The organism is Kitasatospora sp. NPDC056651, from assembly GCF_042792155.1.
GTDB lineage: Bacteria > Actinomycetota > Actinomycetes > Streptomycetales > Streptomycetaceae > Kitasatospora.
In genome coordinates this window covers 117,935-139,136 of the sequence record NZ_JBHTWX010000006.1, presented here as the reverse complement: position 1 = coordinate 139,136, position 21,202 = coordinate 117,935, and the positions used below count along the sequence as shown (strand labels likewise).

Annotated in this window: 15 protein-coding genes; 8 read left to right on the top strand and 7 right to left on the bottom strand. The window is 75.2% G+C overall.

Annotation, left to right across the window (positions count from 1 at the left end):
* Window positions 1-71: 71 nt before the first annotated feature.
* From ACFRAR_RS05130 to ACFRAR_RS05115, 4 genes are all read right to left on the bottom strand, one after another.
* Window positions 72-1,604 (bottom strand): TolB family protein, encoded by a 1,533-nt coding sequence (locus ACFRAR_RS05130; protein WP_380694920.1) that lies wholly within the window; start codon window positions 1,602-1,604, stop codon window positions 72-74.
* Window positions 1,605-1,754: 150 nt separating this feature from the next.
* On the bottom strand, window positions 1,755-3,140 hold the full coding sequence (locus tag ACFRAR_RS05125; protein ID WP_380694918.1) for a TolB family protein: 1,386 nt from the start codon (window positions 3,138-3,140) through the stop codon (window positions 1,755-1,757).
* Between the two features lie 153 nt (window positions 3,141-3,293).
* Window positions 3,294-4,697, bottom strand: coding sequence for a hypothetical protein (locus ACFRAR_RS05120; protein ID WP_380694916.1), 1,404 nt, complete (start codon window positions 4,695-4,697; stop codon window positions 3,294-3,296).
* 151 nt (window positions 4,698-4,848) lie between these two features.
* Entirely contained in the window at window positions 4,849-6,285 is a 1,437-nt protein-coding gene (locus ACFRAR_RS05115; protein WP_380694914.1) for a hypothetical protein, read from the bottom strand.
* A gap of 208 nt (window positions 6,286-6,493) precedes the next feature.
* Between ACFRAR_RS05115 and ACFRAR_RS05110 the strand changes: the two genes are divergently transcribed.
* Window positions 6,494-7,405, top strand: a complete 912-nt coding sequence (locus ACFRAR_RS05110; RefSeq protein WP_380694912.1) for a LysR family transcriptional regulator — start codon at window positions 6,494-6,496, stop codon at window positions 7,403-7,405.
* A gap of 61 nt (window positions 7,406-7,466) precedes the next feature.
* On the opposite strand, the gene ACFRAR_RS05105 is transcribed toward ACFRAR_RS05110, so the two are convergent.
* Window positions 7,467-8,507: a hypothetical protein gene (locus tag ACFRAR_RS05105; protein WP_380694910.1), complete on the bottom strand. Its 1,041-nt coding sequence runs from the start codon at window positions 8,505-8,507 to the stop codon at window positions 7,467-7,469.
* 309 nt (window positions 8,508-8,816) lie between these two features.
* Between ACFRAR_RS05105 and ACFRAR_RS05100 the strand changes: the two genes are divergently transcribed.
* The 7 genes from ACFRAR_RS05100 (at window position 8,817) to ACFRAR_RS05070 (ending at window position 18,704) form a co-directional block, all read left to right on the top strand.
* On the top strand, window positions 8,817-10,385 hold the full coding sequence (locus ACFRAR_RS05100) for a DUF3604 domain-containing protein (protein ID WP_380694908.1): 1,569 nt from the start codon (window positions 8,817-8,819) through the stop codon (window positions 10,383-10,385).
* 70 nt (window positions 10,386-10,455) lie between these two features.
* Entirely contained in the window at window positions 10,456-11,238 is a 783-nt protein-coding gene (locus ACFRAR_RS05095; protein WP_380694906.1) for a heparin lyase I family protein, read from the top strand.
* Window positions 11,239-11,417: 179 nt separating this feature from the next.
* On the top strand, window positions 11,418-12,980 hold the full coding sequence (locus tag ACFRAR_RS05090; protein WP_380694904.1) for an ABC transporter substrate-binding protein: 1,563 nt from the start codon (window positions 11,418-11,420) through the stop codon (window positions 12,978-12,980).
* An 87-nt stretch (window positions 12,981-13,067) separates the two neighbouring features.
* Window positions 13,068-14,027 (top strand): ABC transporter permease, encoded by a 960-nt coding sequence (locus ACFRAR_RS05085; protein WP_380694902.1) that lies wholly within the window; start codon window positions 13,068-13,070, stop codon window positions 14,025-14,027.
* On the top strand, window positions 14,024-14,875 hold the full coding sequence (locus ACFRAR_RS05080) for an ABC transporter permease (RefSeq protein WP_380694900.1): 852 nt from the start codon (window positions 14,024-14,026) through the stop codon (window positions 14,873-14,875). The genes ACFRAR_RS05085 and ACFRAR_RS05080 overlap by 4 nt, the downstream gene beginning before the upstream one ends.
* Window positions 14,872-16,698: a dipeptide ABC transporter ATP-binding protein gene (locus tag ACFRAR_RS05075; RefSeq protein ID WP_380694898.1), complete on the top strand. Its 1,827-nt coding sequence runs from the start codon at window positions 14,872-14,874 to the stop codon at window positions 16,696-16,698. The genes ACFRAR_RS05080 and ACFRAR_RS05075 overlap by 4 nt, the downstream gene beginning before the upstream one ends.
* A gap of 26 nt (window positions 16,699-16,724) precedes the next feature.
* Window positions 16,725-18,704, top strand: coding sequence for a hypothetical protein (locus tag ACFRAR_RS05070; protein ID WP_380694896.1), 1,980 nt, complete (start codon window positions 16,725-16,727; stop codon window positions 18,702-18,704).
* Window positions 18,705-18,823: 119 nt separating this feature from the next.
* Here the strand turns inward: ACFRAR_RS05070 and ACFRAR_RS05065 are convergent, their stop codons facing one another.
* Both ACFRAR_RS05065 and ACFRAR_RS05060 read right to left on the bottom strand, forming a co-directional pair.
* The gene (locus tag ACFRAR_RS05065) at window positions 18,824-20,107 is read right to left on the bottom strand and encodes a sulfatase (RefSeq protein ID WP_380694894.1); all 1,284 of its coding nucleotides are present in this window, start codon (window positions 20,105-20,107) and stop codon (window positions 18,824-18,826) included.
* A 3-nt stretch (window positions 20,108-20,110) separates the two neighbouring features.
* Window positions 20,111-21,109, bottom strand: a complete 999-nt coding sequence (locus ACFRAR_RS05060; protein ID WP_380694892.1) for a hydroxyacid dehydrogenase — start codon at window positions 21,107-21,109, stop codon at window positions 20,111-20,113.
* Window positions 21,110-21,202: the final 93 nt, after the last annotated feature.

Genomic DNA, 21,202 nt, shown 5'->3' with positions numbered 1-21,202 from the left:
CTCGACGGGGGCGGGACGCCGGCCTCCGCCGGTGTCCCGCCCCCGTCGTGGTTCCGTGGTTCCGTCGGGGATCAGTCGTCCTGGTCCTCGCCCTGGTCGTCGCCGTCGCCCTGGTGGCGGCCGGTGGCCTTGGCGAAGACCTGGGAGCTGTCGCCGGCCGGGGCGGCCGCCCCGGCCAGCAGGTCGGTGCTGGTCGAGCCGAAGAGGACGGTGCGGCCGGAGGCGTCCACGAAGGGGGTCTGCGAGGAGCCGTTGCCGGGCGAGCCGTTCGGGGTGGTCGCGACCCGCTCGGTGAGGCCGGTGCGCAGGTCCTGGCGGTAGACGTCCCAGCCCGGGTGCTGGGGGCCGGGCACCAGGTTGTCGGCGGCGGAGTCGAAGTAGAGCCAGCGGTTGTCGGCGGTGATCGAGGGGTCGCCGGAGGAGCGGATCGAGCTGGTCCCGGGCAGGCCGCCGCTGACCCTCGTCACCGCTCCCGTCCTCAGGTCCCGGACGTGGAGCACCAGGTGGTAGTGGTGGCCGCCGGTCGAGCCGCCGGGCTCGGGCAGCGCGTAGACGGCGCGCCGCCCGTCGGGGCTGATCGTGGCGTCGAAGCCGGCCAGGGCGAACGTGCCGTCGGGGTTCAGGCTCGCGGCGGAGAGCTTCCCGGTGGCCGCGTCGTAGGTGTAGTAGTGCGCGATCGTCGGGTGCGAGGTCAGTGACTGCTGTCCGGCGGGCAGCGGGGCGGCGGCGCCCGGGGCGAGGTCCACGTCGGCCGCCGCCGGTTCCTGGGGGTCCTCGTGCGGAAGGAGGGCGGAGAGGGAGGAGAAGCCGATCGTGCGGCCGTCCGCGCTGATCGTCGGGTGGAGCGACAGGCTCTCGCCCGGCTTGCCGTCCAGGTCGTGGGAGACCAGCCGGGTCGTCCCGGTCCGGCGGTCGGTGAGGTAGACGTTGTACTTCCAGGTGTAGGGCCTGGTGAGCGAGGGCGTGGGCTCGGACTCGGGCTCGGGCTCGGCGGTCTCCGGGACGAGGTCCTTCCGGGAGGAGACGAAGGCCACCCAGCGGCCGTCGGCGCTGATCGAGGGCGCGTACGAGGAGTGGTACTTGTCGGTGTCGGGGGTGGCGCCGGCGAGCGAGCGGCTGATCAGCTCGGTGCGGCCGGTCTTGCGGTCGCGGACGTAGAGCTCCTCGCGCCCCGGGACCTGGGCGCCGGACGCCACGTTCGGGGCGTCGCTTTCGAAGGCGACGAAGCGGCCGTTGCCGTTGATCGCGACGTAGTCGGTGGACCCGTCCAGCGCGCTGCCGTCGTCGGCCAGGTTGACCCGCTCGGTGCGGCCCGTGCGCAGGTCCCGGACGAAGGCGTCGTTGCGGCTCTTCGAGGGCTGGGACACCAGGTTCTGGGCCCAGGAGGTGAACAGGGCGTAGCGGCCGTTCGCGCTGAGGCCCTTGCTCCAGGCCTGGTCGTCGGGCGCGGTGCCGTTCAGGCCGACGCTGACCTGGGTGGTGCCGCGCGGCGCCGCGTCGGCCTGGGCCGGGGCGGCGGCGACGGCGAGTGCGACGGCGGCGGCCAGGACGGCACCGCCGCCTGACAGCAGGCGGTTGCGGGTCGTCCGGGTGGTACGGGTCATAGGTGTCTCCCCTGTGATCGCCCGGCCGGGCTCCCTCCCGGCGACGGGCTCCCGGAGAGCCAATCGCCGGGAGGGGCGGTGGGTCAACGGGCCGGGGTGAGCTTGGCGCAAAATACGTCAACTGACCTATACGGCAAGGGAGTCAGGCCATCACAGGCGACGCAGGAAGACGTCATGGAAGTCGTTGGTGATTCCCGGCACGAGGTTGCCGTCGTCGGAGCCGAAGATCACCGTGTCGCCGCTCGCGTCCACGAACGGGTCGCCGGCCGGGGTGTCGCTCTGCCCGCCGTCCCGAGTGAGGTTGATTCGTTCGATCCGGCCCGTCCACAGGTCCCGGCGGAACACGTCCTGGAAGCCGTTGGTGTCGCCGGGGACCAGGAAGTCGATGCCGGACTCGAAGTAGACCCAGCGGCTGTCGGCCGTCATGACACCGCCGGTGGTGTGGCCCTTCGGCTCCTTGCCCGACACCTCGGGGTTGACCGGGGTGACCTTGCCGGTGGCCAGCTCGTGGACGTACAGGTCGAACCGGGCGCCGCCGTGGCCGGGCATACCGGCGGCGTCCGTCGGGAGGCTGTAGACGGCGTAGCGGCCGTCCGGGCTGATTCGGCCGTAGTTGCTGGCGTCGAGTTGCCCGGCTTCGTTCAGGCTGGCGCCGACGATCGTTCCGGTGGCGGCCTTCCAGGCGTAGGTGGGGTAGAAGCGGGGCCCGCCCGCCAGCCCGGGCGCCTCGGGTACGGACCCGCCGTCGGCGGGGTCCGGGTCGGCCGGGAGCAGGTTCCGGGCCTTGGAGGTGAAGGCGATGGTGGAACCGTCCGCGCTGATCACCGGATTGAGGGAATCCCGGTCGGCGGCCGTGCCGGTGGCACCGACGGTGACCAGCCGGCTGGTGTGGGTCCAGCGGTCGGTGACGTAGATGTTGTCCCTGCCGCGGGTGTCGATGCCGGGGGCGAGGTCGGTGCGGTTGGAGGCGTAGGCGACGTAGCGGCCGTTCCCGCTGATGCTGGGTCTGACGGCCTCCGCGAGGCTCTGGTCGTCGGTGCCGGGCAGGGCGGCGGCGCTGACCAGTTCGGTGCGTCCGGTCCAGCGGTCCCGGACGAAGACGTCGCTCCCGTGGGCCGGCTGGCCGGGCACCACGTTGGTGGCGGTGGTGCTGAAGGCCACGTAGCGGCCGTCGCCGCTGATCGAGGCGTCCGAGGTGGGGGCGTTGAGCCGGGAGCCGTCGGCGGCGACGCTGACCCGTTCGAGGTGCCCGTTGCGCAGGTTCCGGACGTAGACCTCGTCCGTGTTCGGGGTGCCGGGCCCGGGCAGCAGGTTGGTCGCAGCCGATCTGAACAGCGCGGAGCGGCCGTCGTCGCTCAGCCCGAGCGCCCACGACGGACCGTTGAGCGGCTCGCCCTTGGCGGTCTCGCTGACCCGGGCGGTGTCGCCCTTGGGGGGCTTGGCCTCGGCGGCGGGCATCGCGGCGCCGGCCACGGCGGTGGCTGCCAGGACGGCGGCGGCACGGGCCAGCCGGCGGCGAGTGCGTGGGGTGGTCATCGATCGTCCTCCCTTGGGGTCGCCCGGCCGGGCTCCCTCCCGGCGACGGGCTCCTCGGCAGGAGCCGGTCGCCGGGAGGGCCGGGGGCGACGTCTGTGTGCGGTCTCGGCGGAAAAATCGTCAACGGACTCGTGCGGAACGGGAATCAGGTCATCACAGGCGGCGCAGGAAGACGTCGGTGGCGCCGTTGGTGTCACCGGGGACCAGGTTGCCGTCCCCGGCGTCGAAGAGGACCGTGTCGCCGCCTTCGTGGACCTGCGGATTCTCGGCGGCGGTGTTGCTCTGGCCGCCCTCCCGGGTGAGGCTGACCCGCTCGATCCGCCCGGTCCACAGGTCGCGGCGGAAGACGTCGCTGACGCCGTTGGTGTCGTCGGGCACCAGGTTGTCGGCGGCGGAGTCGAAGTACGCCCAGCGGCCGTCGGCCAGGACGGGGTGGTAGGCGCTCTCGGTGGTGGTGGTGCCCGGCAGGAAGGCGTTCAACTGGGTGAGCCTGCCGGTGGCGAGCTCCCTGGCGTACAGGTCCATCCGGTAGCGGTAGGAGTCGGGCGCGAGGCGGACGGGCAGGCCGAAGAGGGCGTAGCGCCCGTCACGGCTGAGCCGGGCTCCGACGCTGACGCCGCGCAGCCACCCCTCGTCGTCCACGCTGGCGCCGGAGATCGTGCCGGTGTCGGCCTTCCATACGTAGTAGGGGTAGAAGCGGGGGGCCGACAGGGGCGCCGAGCCGTCGGCGGGCTCGGCGGCGGGCTCGGCGGCCGGCTCGGGGACGGAGGGGTCGGTCGGGACCGGGGCCTGTGGCAGCAGGTTGCCGGCCCGGGAGGCGAAGCCGATGGTGGAGCCGTCCGCGCTGATCATCGGGTTGTACGAGGTGTTATTGGCGGGCTCGCCGTCCGTCCCGGGGGTGACCAGCCTGGTGGTGCCGGTCCTGCGGTCGGCGAAGAAGACGTTGAAGTAGCGCCCGCTCTGGCCCGGGGCGAGATCGGTGCGGCTGGAGGCGTAGGCGACGTAGCGGCCGTCCCGGCTCAGGGTCGGGTGGTCGGAGTAGCCGTCGTTCCCGCTCCCGCTGCCGGGGGCGTCCGCGGTGATCAGTTCGGTGCTCCCGGTCCAGCGGTCGTGGACGAAGACGTCGCTGGGGTGCGCCACCTGGCCGGGGACGACGTTGGTGGCGCTGGTGCTGAAGGCCACGTAGCGGCCGTCGCCACTGATCGAGGCGTCCGAGGTGGGGGCGTTGAGCCGGGAGCCGTCGGCGGCGACGCTGACCCGCTCGACCTTCCCGTTGCGCAGGTCCCGGACGTAGACCTCGTCCGTGTTCGGGGTGCCGGCGCCGGGCAGCAGGTCGGTGGCGGCCGAGGCGAACAGCGCGAAGCGGCCGTCGTCGCTCAGCCCGAGCGCCCTCGACGGACCGTTGAGCGGCTCGCCCTTGGCGGTCTCGCTGATCCGGGCGGTGTCGCCCTTGGGCGGCTTGGCCTCGGCGGCGGGCATCGCGGCGGCGGCCACGGCGGTGGCCGCCAGGACGGCGGCGGCACGGGCCAGCCGGCGGCGGGTGCGTGCGGTGGTCATGGGTCGTCCTCCCCTGTGATCACCCGACCGGGCTCCCTCCCGGCGGCGGGCTCTCGCAGAGCCAACCGTCGGGAGGGCCGGTGGTCAACGGCCGGGGGTGATCCCGTCGGGAAATACGTCAACAGGCGTATCCCGCAAGGGAATCAAGGGTTCACAGGCGGCGCCGGAAGACGTCCATGGCGGTGTTGGTGACGCCCGGCACCAGATTGCCGTCGTGGGCGCTGAACAACAGCGTCGTGTTGTCGGCGTCGACCTGCGGGAAGCGGGCGTCGGTGTCGGTCTGCGAGCCGTCCGCGGTGAGCGTGACCCGCTCGGTGCGACCGGTCTCCAGGTCGTGGCGGAAGACGTCGGCCGTCCCGTTGGTGTCGCCGGGGACCAGATCGGCGACATCGGACGCGAAGTACACCCAGCGGTCGTCGAGCGGCATCACCGGGTCGGAGGAGGAGTCGCGGTTGGTGCCGCCGGACAGCGGCTTGCTGACCTTGGTGGTCTTCCCGGTGGCCAGCTCGCGGACGTAGACGTCCGTGTGGACGCCGTGCGAGCCGGGGCGGCCGCCGTCCTCGAAGACGGTGTAGGTCGCGTAGTGGCCGGACGGGCTGATCCGTCCGTCGGTGCCGGCCGCGGTGAACTCGCCGGCCTCGTCGTAGCTGGCGGCGGCGGTCTTCCCGGTGCGGGCGTCCCAGACGTAGTACGGGTAGCTGCGGATGGTGGCCAGGCCGGCGGCGGTGGTGGCGGTCCGCGGGGCCGGCGTGGTGTCGGCGGTGTCGGGGGTTCCGGCGGCGTCCGCGGCCAGGGCGGCGGGCGGGGTCCGGTCGGCCGGGAGCAGGTTGCCCGCCCGCGAGTTGAAGCCGATGACGCCGCCGTCCGCGCTGATCGTCGGGCGGTAGGAGTTGTTGTCGGCCGCGGTGCCGTCGGCGCCGGTGGTGACCAGCCGGGTGGTGTGGGTCCAGCGGTCGGTGACGAAGACGTTGTACTTGCCGCGGTGCACGCCGGGGGCGAGGTCGGTGCGGTCGGAGGCGTAGACCACGTAGCGGCCGTCGAAGCTGATGGCGGTGTCGAGGGTGTTGCGGATGCTCTGGTCGTCGCCCGCTCCGGAGGTGCCGTCGCCGGCGGTGACCAGCTCGGTGCGGCCGGTCCAGCGGTCCCGGACGAAGACGTCGGTCGGGTGCTTGACCTGCCCGGGCACCACGTTGCCGGCGTAGCTGACGAACACCACGTACCGGCCGTTGCCGCTGATCGCCCCGGTGTAGCTGCCACCGTCCAGCGAGGACCCGTCGTCGGCGACGCTGACCCGCTCCAGGTGGCCGTTGCGCAGGTCCCGGACGTAGACGTCGCCCGCGGAGCCGGCGCCGCCCGGCAGCACGTCGGTCGCCCAGGAGGAGAACAGGGCCAGCCGGCCGTCGCCGCTCAGCCCGAGGGCGAAGGACTCGCCGTGGAACGACTCGCCCTTGGGGCCCTCGCTGACCCGGGCGGTGTCGCCCTTGGGCGGCCTGGCCTCGGCGGCGGGCATCGCGGCGCCGGCCACGGCGGCGGCGACCAGGACGGCGGCCGTACGGGCGAGCCGGCGGCGGGTGCGTGCGGTGGTCATGGATCATCCTCCCCTGATGACGGTCCCGGGCCCTCGACCCCCGCGGCCCGGTGGGACAGAGCCAAGCGCCGGGCCCGGCGGGCGGTCAACGACCGGGACGGATCTCGTCCGGAAATGCGCTCTCGGCGGTACCCGCGGCCGAAACCGCCGACGCCGCTCTTCCGGACTCCCCGGACGGACGGCCGCGCCGCGCTGGCAGAATTGGCCCGTGATCGACGCACGACGGCTGCGGACCCTGCGGGCCGTGGCGGACCACCGCACCGTGACCGCCGCGGCGGCCGCCCTCTACCTGACCCCTTCCGCGGTCTCCCAGCAGCTGGCCGCCCTGGAACAGGAGACCGGCCACCACCTGCTCGCCCGGGAGGGCCGGGGCGTGCGGCTGACCGCGGCCGGGGAGATCCTGCTCGGCCACGCCGACGTGGTGCTCGCCCAGCTGGAGCGGGCCGAGGCCGACCTCGCCGCGTACAGCGCGGGCGTCTCGGGGGAGGTCACCGTCGCCTCCTTCGCCACCGCCATCGCCTCGGTGCTCGCACCCGCCGTCGGCCTGCTCGCCGGACGCGCGCCCGGGGTGCGGCTCAAGGTGCTGGACGCCGAGGGCGACGCCAGCCTGCCGATGGTCCTGGACGGCCGGGCCGACCTCGCGGTGGCCGTGGAGTACCGGGGCGCCCCGCGCGCCGACGACGCCCGGCTGACCCGGGTGCCGCTGTACGCCGAGCCCTTCGAGGCCGTGCTGCCGCTCGGCCACCGGCTGGCCGCCGAGTCCGGCCCGCTGGCCGTCGCCGCGCTCGCCGACGAGCCCTGGATCGGCCCGTACCCGGGCAACCCCTGCCATGACGTGGTGCTGCTGGCCTGCGAGCACGCCGGGTTCCAGCCCCGGCTGCTGCACTCCTCCGACGACTTCCGGGCCGTGGTCGCGCTCGCCTCGGCGGGCCTCGGGGTGGCGCTGGTGCCGCGCTCGGCGCTGCGCGGCGTGGACCTCGGGCAGGTGGCGGTGCGCCCGGTGGACAGCGAGCTCGCCACCCGCCGGGTCTTCGCCGCCGTCCGGGCCGGCGCCGACGGCCACCCGCTGATCCGGCCGGTCCTGGACGCCCTGGCGGAGGCCGCCGCCTCGGGCGGGTGAACCGGCGCGCGCGACGGCCCGGGCGTCGGCCCGCCGCCGGGGCCGGCCTTCGGCCCGCCGGTCAGTCGCGGGCCGGCGCGGCGGAGCTCGTGGCGGGGCTGCCGTCGGGGCTGCCGTCGGGGCGGACTCCGGCGAACTCGTCGAGGACCGCCACCCGCAGCTCGTGGGCACCGTCCGGGCGGCTCTGCTCGTAGTAGAGGTACCAGCGGCCGCGGGCGGGGACGAGGTCGGCGTACCGGACGTCCAGCCAGGGCCCGTCCGGGGTCAGGCGCCGCCACTCGCGCAGGTCGGCGGAGGCGGCGAGGCCGCAGCGCTCCTCGTAGTTGCCGGCGGCGTCGGCCGAGCCGTCGTAGAGCGCGAGCCAGCCGCCCCGGCCGTCCGGGAGGACGGCGGTGATCCGGGACTCGTAGCCGTCCCAGGCGCCGGCCGGGCCGACGTCCAGGGCCTCGGCGGCCCGGCCGGGCGGGGCGGTGAAGCGCAGCCCGTCCGGGGACACCGCGAGCGTGGTGGGCTGGACGGTGAGGCCGGTGGTGTGGATGTCGGCGTCGGCGTGGGCGCGGGACCGCTCCTCGGGGGTGAACGGCCGGGCGCGGGAGACGGTGGTGAACAGGTGGACGCCGTCCCCGGTGTCGAGCAGGTACGGGTCCTTGACGCCCTCGGTGCCGGTGCTCGCGGCGGTGAGCACGGGGGTGCGGGTGGCGAGGTCGAAGGATCCGGGGGAGTCGGCGCGCAGGGCGTCGACCCGCCAGCGGTTGTCGGCCGGGTCGACGTAGCTGAGGTGGAGCAGGTAGCCGTCCGCGCGGGGCAGCAGGGCGAAGCGCTCCATCGACGGGGAGTCGAGCTCGTCGCGCCGCACCGACCACAGGTCGTCGAAGGCGATGCCGTCGGTGCTCTCGGCGACGGCGCAGCGCCAGCCCCGGTCGGGCCCGTCCGTCGTGCCGCGTGGACGGCGCTCGCGGTAGGTGAGCAGGAAGCGGTCGAGGTCCGGCTCGTAGCGGACGCTCGGGCAGCCGGCCCAGTAGCCCGGTTCGGGGCGTTCGGGGGCGCGGACGAGGTGGGAGCCGCCCAGGTCGGGTGCGGCGGGCGGGGCGGAGTTCGGCATCGGGACCGTCCTTCGGGGGGGAGGGGAGGCGGGGGATCGCCAGGGCATCGTCAGGTGATCGTCAGGGCATCGGAGAAGTTTCTATCAGATCGATCAAAAGTCTGAGCAGGCCGTGGACGGCATTGCCCGACCCGCCGACCTGCACCTCACCGCCTCCACCAGCCGATCTTCTGTGAAGCCCATGTTTCGCCCGATGGCGATCACACGACACCGAACCCCTGACCCTTGACCACCCCCGGGAGATCGCGGCTAGCTTCTTCTCACAGTCGATCAAACATCGCCGCCCGCGACCCGAGGAAGCCCACCCCGATGACCGCCCCCACCACCGACGCGCCCGGCTACGCCGGCCTGGGCCTGTACGTCGGCGACCTCCACAACCACTGCGGCATCAGCTACGGCCACGGGAGCATCGAGGACGCCTACGCCAACGCCCGGCTCCAGCTCGACTTCGCCAGCGTCACCGGCCACGGCTGGTGGCCCGACCTGCCCGAACGCACCCCCGAGCTGGCGAGCCTGGTCGACTACCACACCGAGGGCTTCGCCCGGCTGGCCCGGCTCTGGGACCACGTCCAGGACGTCACCGCCGCCGCCCACGAGGACGGCCGCTTCGTCACCTTCCAGTCCTTCGAGTGGCACAGCCTCGCGTACGGCGACCACTGCGTGTACTTCGACGGCCCGCGCGGCGAGATCATCCGGGCGGCCGACCTGGACGCCCTGCGCGCCCGGCTCCGGACGCTCGCCGCGCGGGGCGTGCGGACCTGGGCCCTGCCGCACCACATCGGCTACGGGCCGGCCCGCCGCGGCATCGACTGGGCCTCCTACACCGAGGAGTTCTCCCCGGTGGTGGAGATGGTGTCGATGCACGGCTGCGCCGAGTCCGACGAGGCGCCGCGCACCTACCTGCACACCATGGGCCCGCGCGCCGCCGCCGGTACGGCCGTCCACGGCCTGCGCCTGGGCCACCGCTTCGGGCTGATCGGCTCCACCGACCACCACAGCGCCTTCCCCGGCAGCCACGGACACGGCCAGGTGGCGGTCTGGGCCCCGGAGCTGACCCGCGACGGGATCTGGAACGCCGTCCAGCAGCGCCGCACCTACGCGATCACCGGCGACCGCATCCTGCTCGCCACCTCCGTGAACGGCGCGCCGATGGGCGCCGAGGCCGCCTCCGCCGACCGGCGCCGGATCACGGTCACCGTCCGGGGCCGGGACGCGCTCGACCACGTCGAGGTGCTGCGCAACGGCGTCCCGGTACACCGGGTCAGCCGCCCCGAACTCCTCGCCGGGGCCGGCGCCCAGGACGCCTTCACCGGCACCCTGGGCTTCGCGGTCGGCTGGGGCCGGCGCGGCGAGCAGGTCCGGTGGGACGTCCGGCTGCGGGTGGAGGGCGGCCGGCTGCTGGACGTCCAGCCCCGGCTGCGCGGCCCGGAGACGGTCGCGCCGGCCGAGGCCGAGCCGGACACCTACCGGCCCTCCGCCTGGGAGCGCACCGGGCCGGGCGAGGTCCGGCTGCGGACCGTCACCGACGGCAACCCCAACACGGCCACCGACAGCACCCAGGGCTTCTCCCTGCGGGTCGAGGGCGACGCGCGGACGCGGCTGGTCGCCGTCGTCAACGGCGTCGAGACGGCCCACGCCGTCGGCGAGCTCCTGGCGGGCGCGCGGACCGGCTTCACCGGCGGGTTCGTCTCCGGCGCCTACCGCTTCGACCGGGCCGTGCCCGACCGGGAGGCCACCGCCGACTTCGAGCTGACCGACGAACGCCCGGACGGCGACGGGGACTTCTACCACGTGCGGGTCCGGCAGGTGAACGACCAGTGGGCCTGGTCCAGCCCGACCTGGGTGGGACCGGCCGACTCCTGTCGCCGGGCCGGTTGACCCCTCCCAGGGTCCACCGGCCCGGACCACCGGCCGCCCGTCCCCGCACGAACCCCGAAGGAGAACACCCATGACCCGCCTCCCCGGCCGCCTCGCCGGCGCCGTGCTCACCGCCGCCCTGGCCGTCGCCGCCGCCGCTCCCGCCCACGCCGCCCCGGCCCCCGCGCCCGCCGTGGTGTCCGGCACCGACGTCTTCGCCGACGGCTTCGAGTCCGGCACCGTCTCCGCCTGGACCCGCCAGCGGATCGACGGCAACGGCAGCATCACCGTGGCCCCCGCGCCCGACGGCGGCACCGGCCTGGCCGCCCGCTTCGGCGTGCCGGACGACGGCGCCTCCTACCGCTCCGAGATCGCCGTCAACTCCCTCGGCTGGGGCAGCTACCGCTTCGCCCTCGCCGACTACCTGCCCGCCGACTGGGTGCGGACCTCCACCGAGACGATCCTCGCCCAGTGGCACGGCTACCCGCTCGCCGACGGCAGCGACACCAAGCCGCCGATCGCCCTGACCGTCAAGGACGGCAGCTGGAAGCTCAAGGTGCACTGGCTGACCGACCCGACCACCGTCCAGGAGGCGGTGATCCCGCTCGGCGACGTGCAGTTCGGGCACTGGAACCAGTGGGCCTTCGACATCACCTGGTCCACCGCCACCACCCCCGGCGCCATCACCGTGTTCCGGGACGGCGCGCAGGTCGGCGCGTACAGCGGCCTCAACAACTACCACCAGAACCAGTCGCCGTACTTCAAGACCGGCATCTACCGGGCCAACTGGAACCCGGCCAAGAACATCCCCTACCCCACCGGCGGCCCCGACGTGGTGGCCTGGAGCGACAGCGTCGTCGTGACCAGGTACTGACCCGCGCCCGCCCGCCCGATCCGGCTCTACGACCCGTCAGACCGGGCCGTACGACCCGCCCGATCCGGCCGTACGACCCGCTCGTGGCCGCGCGACCCGGCAGCTCCGCCGGGCCCCGCGGCCGCGAGCCCCCGCGTGTCCCCGCCCGCGCCCCCGAGAACCGAAGAGGTAGCACCACCATGAGCGACGCAGCCCGACACCGCGGCCTGCCCCGAAGAGGCTTCCTGGGCCTGAGCGCCGGCGCGGTCCTGCTGGCGGCGGGCTGCCGCTCCGCCACCGAGGACGCCGCCGACGGGGCCGCCGCCTCCGCCACCGCCTCCGCGCCGGACCTCCAGATCGTCTACGGCGCCGCCCCCGACCCCACCCAGCTGCTCCACCGGGGCCCGGACACCCCGGTGTTCGTCAACCTGGTGCTGGACCGGCTGGTCGACCTCGACCCGCAGACCCTCCAGCCCGTGCCGTGGCTCGCCACCTCCTGGGAGTGGAGCGCCGACCGCACCAAGCTCGTGCTCAAGCTGCGCGAGGACGTCACCTTCCACGACGGCCGCCCGCTCAGCCCGGACGACGTCGTCTTCTCGCTCACCGGCGCGGCCAAGACCTCCCAGGTCAAGCCGCTGCTGGAGCGGATCGCCGACATCCGGGCCAGCGCCCCCGGCGAGGTCACCCTCACCCTCGCCAAGCCCACCAGCAACCTGTTCGACGCGCTCGCCTTCAACCCCGTGGTGGACGCCCGCAGCTACGTCGACGGCAAGGCCGCCGACAAGGTCAACGGCACCGGGCCCTTCACCTGGCAGTCCTTCAAGGGCGGCAACCAGCTCGACCTGGCCCGCTACGACCGCTACTGGCAGAGCGGCCGGCCCCACTTCGAGCGGATCACCGTCCGGTCGGTGACCAGCAGCCAGGCGGCGCTGTCCGCCCTCCAGTCCGGGCAGTCCCACCTGATCGGCGCGGTCCCCGGGCGCGACCTCAAGGTGCTCGGCGGGAACCCGGCCTTCGCCGTGCAGTCCGCCAAGTCCTCCTACCAGCAGGCGTTCCTCGGCGTGAACGTCACCACCAAGCCCTTCGACGACCGCCGGGTGCGCCAGGCCCTCCAGTACGCGGTGGACCGCGACCGCGTCGTCGCCCAGGTGTACGGCGGCCACGCCGAGGCCAGCAGCCTGCCCTGGCCCTCCAACACCCCCGGCGTCACCCCCGACCAGGTCACCCGCTACCCGCACGACCCGGACAAGGCCCGCGGGCTGCTCCGGGAGGCGGGCGCGGAAGGCACCCGGGTGCCGCTCACCGCCGCCAACTCGCCGGTCTTCGCCTCCCTCGTGGAGCTGGTCAAGTACGACCTGGAGCAGGCCGGGTTCGGCGTCGACGTCCAGCTGCTGGACAACGCCGCCATCCAGCCGAAGATCCAGCAGGGCACGCTGGAGGGCCTGTTCATCGCCAACCACGGCATGGTCAGCGTCTCCCCGCTCAGCGGGATCACCGTCTCCGGCCCGCTCCAGGTGGGCCGGAACACCTCGCACGTCACCGACCCCGCCTACGCCGACCTCCAGGCCCGCGCCTTCGCCGCCGCCGACGAGCAGGCCCGGGCCGACGTCAACCACGAACTGTCCGAGTACCTGCTCACGGAGTCCTTCCACATCACCCTCGCGCACGCCTGGGAGACCTACGCGCTGGCCTCCTCGGTGCGCGGCGTGGCCACCAGCGCGCTCGGCTACCTGCGGCTCGACGACACCCGCCGCACCGCCTGACGCGCCGCCTGACGCGCCGTCCCAGGGCGACCCCCACCGTCCTGGGGCGGCCGCCCCCGCTTCGCCCCGACCACCCGGAGTACCCCCGTGCCCTACTGGACCAGAAAGGCGGCCGGCGCGCTGGCCACGCTCTGGCTCGCCTCCGTCGCCGTCTTCCTGCTGCTCCGCCTCGCCCCCGGCGACCCGGTGTCCGCCGCGCTCGGCGCCGAGGCCGACCAGGAGCAGCGCGACCGGCTCGCCGACAGCCTCGGCGTCGACCGGCCGATGCCCGTCCAGTACCTGGGCTGGCTGCGCGGACTGCTCACCGGCGACCCGGGCAGCTCCTTCCACTACCGGGAGCCGGTCACCCGGCTGATCGGCCAGAGCGTCGGCAGCACCGTCCAACTCGCCCTCGCCGCGGGCCTGCTGATGCTGGTCCTCGGCCTGCTGCTGGGCGTCGCCCTGGCCGCCGAGCGCCGCGGCCGGCTCGCCCGGGCGCTCGACCCACTGGCCACCGCCCTGCTGGCGCTGCCGGTGTACGTCACCGCCGTGCTGTTCGTCTTCGTCTTCGCGGTCCTGCTGCGGGTGCTGCCGGCCGGCGGCGAGCGGGACCTGTTCGGCGCGCCGGACCTCGCCCTCCAGTACCTCGCCCTGCCCGCCGTGGCCCTCGCGCTGCCGGGCTCGGCGGTGCTCGCCCGGCTGCTCGCCACCGAGCTGCGCCGCACCCGCCAGGAGGAGTTCGTGCTGACCGCCGTCGCCAAGGGGGCGTCGCCCCGGCGGGTCCTCGCGCGCCACGTGCTGCCCAACAGCCTGGCCCCGTTCTGCGTCGAGTTCGGCCTGCACCTGGGCGAGCTGCTGGGCGGCGCGGTCGTCGCCGAACAGCTCTTCGCCCGCCACGGGCTCGGCCAACTGCTGCTGGACGCCATCAACCAGCGGGACTACCCGGTCGCCCAGACCCTGATCATGCTCGCCGTCGCCGTCGCGGTGCTCGTCCAGTTCGGCTCCGAGCTGCTGGTCGGCCGGCTCGACCCGCGGATCGCCCGCGCCGGCACGGGGGATGGCCGATGACCACCACCGCCTCCGCCGCCGCGCCCCGCCGCCGGCCCGCGCTGCCCGCACTCCCGGCCGCGCTGCGCACCCGGCGCGGGCGCACCGGCGCGCTGCTCGTCCTCGCGGTGGTGCTGCTGGGACTGCTCGGCCCGCTGTTCGCCGCCGACCCCTACCGCCAGGGCCCGGACGCCCTGGCCGGGCCCTCGGCGGCCCACCTGCTGGGCACCGACGAGGTCGGACGGGACCTGCTCGCCCGGGCGCTGGCCGGGATCCGCACCGAGCTGCTGGTCTGCCTGCTGGCCGTACCGGCAGCGGCCGTGCTGGGTACCGCGCTCGGCCTGCTCGGCGGCCTGAACCGGCTGCTCGGCGAGGCCGTCCAGCGGCTGTTCGACCTGCTGCTCGGCCTCCACGGACTGCTGCTCGGGCTCGCGCTCGCCCTGCTGGTGCGCCCGGGGCTGGGCACCGTGGTGGCCACCATCGTGCTCAGCGCGCTGCCCTCCTTCGGACGCCAGGCGCGGGCGGCACTGCTCGGCCAGCTGGCCCGTGACCACGTGGTGGCGGCCAGGGTGCTCGGCGTGCCGCGCGGGCGGATCCTGCGCCGTCACGTGCTGCCGAACGTCGTCGACGCCACGACCGCGCTGCTGGCCGTGGCGATGGCGAACGCCGTCAAGACCGAGGGCGGGCTGAGCGTGCTCGGCCTCGGCATCCAGCCGCCCGCGCCCTCGCTCGGCACGATGATCAACACCGGCTCCAAGTACCTCTTCCTGTACCCGGGTTACGCCCTGGCGCCGGTCGTCCTGCTCGGGCTGCTGGTGTTCGGCCTGACCCTGCTCGCCGACTCGTTCAACCGGGAGAGACTGCGTTGACCACGACCGAGACCGTCCGGGACCCGAGCGCCGCCGTCGTGCCGGGCGCGCCGCTGCTGGAGGTGCGCGGGCTGCGCGTCGAGGCGGGCGGCGCCGAGGCGGTGCGCGGGGTGGACTTCACCGTGCGGCCGGGCGAGATCCTCGGCCTGGTCGGCGAGTCCGGCTCGGGCAAGACGCTCACCGCCCTGGCCGTCAACCGGATGCTGCCGCCGGGCTGCCGCACCACCGGCGGCACCGTCCGCTTCGACGGCACCGACCTGCTCGCCCTGCCCGAGCCCGCCGTGCGGGCGGTGCGCGGCCGGCGGATCGGCATGGTCTTCCAGGACCCGCTGGCCTACCTCAACCCCCGGATGCCGGTCGGCCACCAGCTCGCCGAGGCCGCCCTCGTCCACGGCGCGAACCGCCGCGAGGCCCGGGCCCGGGCGCTCGAACTGCTCGACCTGGTCGGCATCGACGGGCCCGCACGCCGCTACCGCGACCGGCCGCACGAGTTCTCCGGCGGCATGCGCCAGCGGGTGCTGATCGCCATGGCGATGGCCAACCGGCCCGAGCTGCTGATCGCCGACGAGCCGACCACGGCGCTGGACCCCAGCACCCGGGTGGAGATCCTGGACCTGCTGGTCCGGTTGCGCGACGAGACCGGCACGGCCGTCCTGCTGATCACCCACGACCTGGGCGTGGTGGCCCGCAGCTGCGACACCGTCCAGGTGATGTACGCCGGGAGGATCGTCGAACGGGCCCCGAAACACGACCTGCTGGGCGGCCCCCGGCACCGGTACACCGCCGGACTGCTGGCCGGGGTGCCCCGGCTGGACGGCCCGCCCGGCGCGCCGCTCACCGTGATCGGAGGGCGCCCGCCGGCGGCCGGCGAGGCATCGGCCGGCTGCGCCTTCGCCCCGCGCTGCGCGGCCGCCGTCGAGCGCTGCGCGAGCTCGGCGCCGCCGTGGTCGGGCAGCGACGGGTCCGGCTTCGCCTGCCATCTGCCTGTGTCCCAGGCGGTGGTGACAGAACGTCAGTCATCGGTGGTGGAAGGGAAGGCGGAGCGGGAGGTGAAGCCGGCCGCGGAGCCCGTCCTGGTCGCCGAGGGCCTCACCGTCCGCTACGGCCGGCGACGGCCCCCCGCCCTGGAGGACGTGAGCCTGAGCGCCGCCCCCGGCCGGGCGGTCGGAGTGATCGGCGAGTCCGGCTCCGGGAAGTCGACGCTGGCCCGCGCGCTGCTCGGACTGCTGACCCCGCACAGCGGGACGGTACGGGTGGCCGGCCGCTCCTGGGCCGAGGCCGGCCGCGCCGGGGAACGCGAGCTGCGTCGCCGGGTGCAGATGGTCTTCCAGGACCCGTACGCCTCGCTCAGCCCCCGGATGACCGTGCGCGAGGCGCTGGCCGAACCGCTGGTCGCCCACGGCCTGCGGGACCGGCGGGATCCGGGGGAACTGTGCGAACTGGTCGGCCTGCCCGAGGCGGTGCTCGACGCCCGGCCGCACCGCCTCTCCGGCGGCCAGCGCCAGCGGGTCGCGATCGCGCGCGCCCTCGCCGTCGGACCGCAGGTGCTGGTCGCCGACGAGCCGACCTCGGCCCTGGACGTGTCGGTCCAGGCGCAGATCCTCAACCTCCTCGCCGACCTGCGCGAACGGACCGGCGTCGGGCTGGTGTTCATCTCGCACGACCTCGCGCTGGTCCGCCACCTGTGCGACGAGGTCCTGGTGCTGCGGCACGGCCGGGTGGTCGAACGGGCCCCCGCCGCCGAGCTGTTCGCCGCCCCCGCGCATCCGTACACCCGGGAGCTGCTGGCGGCCGCCGGCTCCCCGATCCCGTCCCGCCCCTGACCCGACCCTGGAGAACCATGCCTGCCGTGACCCCTTCGCGTCGCCAACTCCTTCTCGGCACCGGCGCGGTGGCCGCGCTCTCGGCCCTCGGCCCGGCCGGGGCCGCCGCCGCGGCCGCCGGACCGGAGGTGACCGGACTCGGCCCCGGGAACGCCGACTTCCCGCTGATGAGCGCGACCCTGATCGGTGAGACCCTGTGGATCGGGTCGCGCAACCTCGCCCCCGCCCGGGTGATCGGCCACCACCTGCCGACCGGCCGGGTGACCGCCACCGTCCAGCTGCCCACCGGCAACTTCGTCCAGGGCTCGGCCGCCCGGGACGGCGTGCTCCACCTCGGCGTCACCGACGCCCCCGGCGCGGCCAACCTCTACCGCTACGACGGCACGCTGACCGCGCTCGGCAACGTCCCCGGCGCCGACGTGCGCGACGTGGCCCTCGCGCCCGACGGAACGCTCTACGCGACCGGACGGCAGAAGGGCCGGGCCGCCGGCCCCGGCCTGTACGCCTGGGACCCGGCCACCGGCGCCGTCACCGAGGTCGCCTCCCCGGCGCCGAACGCCACCCAGGGCCGCGCCGTCGCGGCCACCGCGACCCACGCGTACCTCGGCGTCGGCAGCAACCTCGCGGGCGGCGGCGGAGCGACCCGGGCGAGCCTGTTCGCCGTCGAACGGGCCACCGGCGCCGTCACCGACATCACCCCGCCCGACCTGCGGGGCGACACGATCATCCGCCGGATCACCGTCCTCGGCGACGACCTGCTGGCGGTGTCCACCGAGGGCGCGCCCGCCCATGTGGCGCTGCTCGACCCGGCGGGCCACCGGGTGCTGCGCTCCTTCGCCGTCCCCGGCACCAAGAGCGTCACCAACTTCCAGCGCCGGGGGGACACCCTCTGGTTCACCTCCACCGAGCACGGCGTGCTGTGGCGCCACGACCTCGCCACCGGCGCGCTGGAGCAGCTCGCGGTCCCGGTGCCGGACGGCAACTCCTGGGGCCTCGGCCGGCTCGGCGACACCCTCGCGGGCGTCACCGAGGGCGGCACCGTGTGGACCCTGGACCTCGGCACCGGGGCCGTCGCCACCCGGGACCTGGTGGAGGCGGGGGCGCCCGCCGCCGCCCAGCTCGGCATGTCGGTGGCGGCCCGTGCCGGGCGGGTGTACGTCGGCGGCAACGGCTCGCTCGCGCTGCACGACCTGGCCGCCGGGACAGTCCACAAGCTCCCGGTGCCCGGCGAGGCCAAGGACACCCTGGTCCTCGACGACGGCACCCTCTACCTGGGCGTCTACTCCTCGCAGGGCATCTGGCGCTACCGTCCGGGCGTCGACCGGGCACCCGTCCAGGAGGCGGCGCTGCCGCAGGAGCAGAACCGGCCGCAGGTGATCAGGCTGGACCCGGAGAGCGGGCTGCTGCTGCTCGGGGTCCAGGCCGACACCACCGGCGGCGGATCCTTCGTCACCTACCGCCCGGGCAGCGGCCGGCCCACGGTGCACACCGACCCGCTCGGCCCCGAGCAGCTGGTGCGCGCCGTGGCCGTCGGGCAGGGACAGGCCTTCCTCGGCGGCGACAACGCCCGGCCCACCGGCCCGCGCGGCGACCTGGCCGCCTGGGACCCGGCGGCCGGCCGCGAGCTGTGGCGCACCGCGACCGACCTGGGCGCGGGCGTCAGCAGCCTCGCGGTGCTCGGACACACCCTGTACGGCCTGACGGTGGACGGCCGGGCGTTCACCGTCGACCTGCGCGGCTCGCGGCGGCCCGGGTTCGCGCCGGTGGTCGGGCGGCGCGCCGACCTGGGGGCGGTGTCCGGTGCCAACCCGCGGCTGCTGGCCGTCGGAGGGAAGCTGTACGGCGTCAGCGAGCGCACCCTGTTCCGGCTGGACCGCGACACCCTGGCCGCCACCGTGCTGGTCCGGCTGGACGCCGAGTGGTACAGCGGCGCCCGGCTGGCCGCGGACGAGGACGGCGTGCTCTACACGCTGCGCGGGCGCGAGCTGGTCGCCGTCCGCCCGTAGGCCGTCGCGGGACACGGCGGGAGGGGCCGGCCCGAACGGGCCGGCCCTCCGTCGTCTGCCGCTTCGTCGTCCGGCCCGCCGCCGTCTGCCCCGTCGTCTGCCGCTCCGCCGTCGGACGCTCAGCCCGCGGCGCGCGGGACGAAGCGCGCGAACGGGTCGGCGACCCGCGCGCAGTGCTCGGACAGCAGGCCCCGGAAGCGGTCGAGCAGCGCCGCGTGCCGGGCGTCGACCGCGAGGTTGACCAGTTCGCCGGGGTCGGCGGCGAGGTCGAAGAGCTGCTCCCGGTGGTCGCCCCAGGCGTAGCAGACGTACTTGTGGTGCCCGGCGCGGACCATCCGTCCCAGGGCGTTGTTGAAGCCGGGTATCTCCCAGCGGGTCTCCACCACCACGCTGTCGTGCGGCCGCGGCGCGCGGACGCTGCGGCCGGGCAGCCCGCCCGGCCCCTCGACGCCGGCCAGGTCGCAGAGCGTCGGGATGAGGTCGAGCCCGGCCGCGACCAGCCGCCCGTCGACCGCGCCGGCGGGCAGCCCGGGAGCGGTGACCACCAGGGGCACCCGCACGCACTCCTCGTACAGTGCCCACTTCTGGTTCCAGCGGTGGGCGCCCGCGCCGTCACCGTGGTCGGAGCTGAACACCACCACGGTCTCCCGGTCCCCGCCGCGGTCCGCCAGTGCCGCCAGCAGCAGGCCGATGTGCCGGTCCACCCGCTCCACCAGCGCGTAGTAGGCGTGCCGGTAGCGGCGCCAGTCGTCCTCCCGCCACTCGGCGGTCGGGTGGGTGTGCGGCTGGGCCAGCCGGGCCAGCCGGGGCAGCGCCGGCTCGTACGGGCCGACCGGGAAGTTGGCAGGCAGCGGCGGGAGTCCGGGGACGGGCGGGGCGGGCGGCAGCGGGCCGGTGCGCGGGTCCTGGCCGCGCGCCCACTCGCAGATGCCGTGCGGCTCCAGGAAGGAGGCGACCAGCAGGAAGGGCCGGTCGCGCGGCGCGCGGACGAACTCGGCGGCGGCGCGGGCGAGCCCGGCGTCGTCCCCGCCGGCCGGGTGGATCCGGCGGAAGCCCCGGTCGGCGGGCAGGTCGAGCTCCGGCAGGTGCCACTTGCCGCCGTAGCCGCAGTCGTAGCCGGCCTCGGTGAACAGCCGCCCGAGCAGCGGGTCCTCGGGGCCCCCGGTGTTGCCGGTGACGCCGACGGTGCTGGGCAGCCGGCCGGTCATCAGACTGGCCCGGGAGGGAGTGCAGAGCGGCTGGGCGCAGTAGGCGTTGGGGTAGCGGGTGCCGGCGGCGGCGAGGGCGTCCATCGCGGGCGTGCGCAGGTACGGGTTCCCGGCGGCGCTCATCGCGTCGGCGGTCTGCTGGTCCGTCAGGATCAGCACCACGTCGGGGCGGTGCTGCGGCAGGGGGTCCGGCACGGGTCAGGCCATCCGTTCGTAGGTGTGCGGGTCGAGTGCCCGGTGCAGCGGCGCCCCGCGCAGCCAGCGCTCGAACTCACCGACGACCAGGTCGCCGAGGCGCCGGCGCTCCAGCCCCCGGCTGCCGGCCAGATGCGGGGTGACGACCACGTTGGGCAGGGTGAACAGCGGTGAGCCGGGCAGCGGCGGCTCCGGGTCGGTGACGTCCAGGACGGCGAAGAGGTCCGGTCGTTCGGCGAGCACCGCCAGCAGCGCGGGCTCGTCCAGGACGGCTCCGCGCGAGGTGTTGACCAGGGTGGCGCCGGGCTTCATCGAGCTCAGCAGCCGTCGGCCGACGAGGCCGCGGGTGGCGGGGAGCAGCGGGGTGTGCACGCTCACCACGTCGGCGGTGGCGAAGAGTTCGTCGAGGCCGACGGCCCGCACCCCGGGCGGCACCGGGGCGTACGGGTCGTGGGCGACGACCCGGAGGTCGTAGCCGCGCAGCATCTCGCAGACCAGGCGCCCGGTCGCGCCGAGCGACAGGATGCCGACCGTGGCCCCGTAGCCGCCGGGGGTGCGGGCGGCCGGGACGGCGGCTCGGGCGGCCCGGGAGGCGAGGACGTGGCGCCAGCCGCCCTTGAGGGCGTAGACGACCTGGGCCACGGTGAACTCCGCGACCGGGACGGCGTTGGCGTGGGCCGCGGTGACGATCGGTATGCCCGCCGCCCAGAACGCCTCGCCGGCGATCCGGCGCACCGAGCCGGCGGCGTAGAGCACCAGCCGCAGCCGGGGGAGCCGGGCCAGCGCGGCGGCGTCCAGGACCGGGCCGCCCCAGCCGGTGAACAGCACCTCGACGCCGCGCAGCGCCTCCGGGGCGGCGGCCAGCCGTTCGGCGCTCCACACCCCGCCGGGCGCGTCCGGATCGGCCAGCACCTCGGCGTGGGCGGCGACCCGGGCGCGTGCCTCGGGGCCGTAGACGTCGGGGAAGCGCTCCGGGTCCATCGCGAAGGCGGCGGTGGGCATCCGGTTCTCCTCGGGTCGCTGACGCACAAGGAGTTTCTATCACAGTGAGAAATAGTCCGGCCGGGCGGTGGCGGGGCAGCGGTGGGGCGGCGC

Coding starts and splice junctions, on each gene's coding strand:
- ACFRAR_RS05130 (WP_380694920.1), bottom strand. CDS start 1,604: ATGACCCGTACCACCCGGACGACCCGCAACCGCCTGCTGTCAGGCGGC.
- ACFRAR_RS05125 (WP_380694918.1), bottom strand. CDS start 3,140: ATGACCACCCCACGCACTCGCCGCCGGCTGGCCCGTGCCGCCGCCGTC.
- ACFRAR_RS05120 (WP_380694916.1), bottom strand. CDS start 4,697: ATGACCACCGCACGCACCCGCCGCCGGCTGGCCCGTGCCGCCGCCGTC.
- ACFRAR_RS05115 (WP_380694914.1), bottom strand. CDS start 6,285: ATGACCACCGCACGCACCCGCCGCCGGCTCGCCCGTACGGCCGCCGTC.
- ACFRAR_RS05105 (WP_380694910.1), bottom strand. CDS start 8,507: ATGCCGAACTCCGCCCCGCCCGCCGCACCCGACCTGGGCGGCTCCCAC.
- ACFRAR_RS05100 (WP_380694908.1), top strand. CDS start 8,817: ATGACCGCCCCCACCACCGACGCGCCCGGCTACGCCGGCCTGGGCCTG.
- ACFRAR_RS05095 (WP_380694906.1), top strand. CDS start 10,456: ATGACCCGCCTCCCCGGCCGCCTCGCCGGCGCCGTGCTCACCGCCGCC.
- ACFRAR_RS05090 (WP_380694904.1), top strand. CDS start 11,418: ATGAGCGACGCAGCCCGACACCGCGGCCTGCCCCGAAGAGGCTTCCTG.
- ACFRAR_RS05080 (WP_380694900.1), top strand. CDS start 14,024: ATGACCACCACCGCCTCCGCCGCCGCGCCCCGCCGCCGGCCCGCGCTG.
- ACFRAR_RS05060 (WP_380694892.1), bottom strand. CDS start 21,109: ATGCCCACCGCCGCCTTCGCGATGGACCCGGAGCGCTTCCCCGACGTC.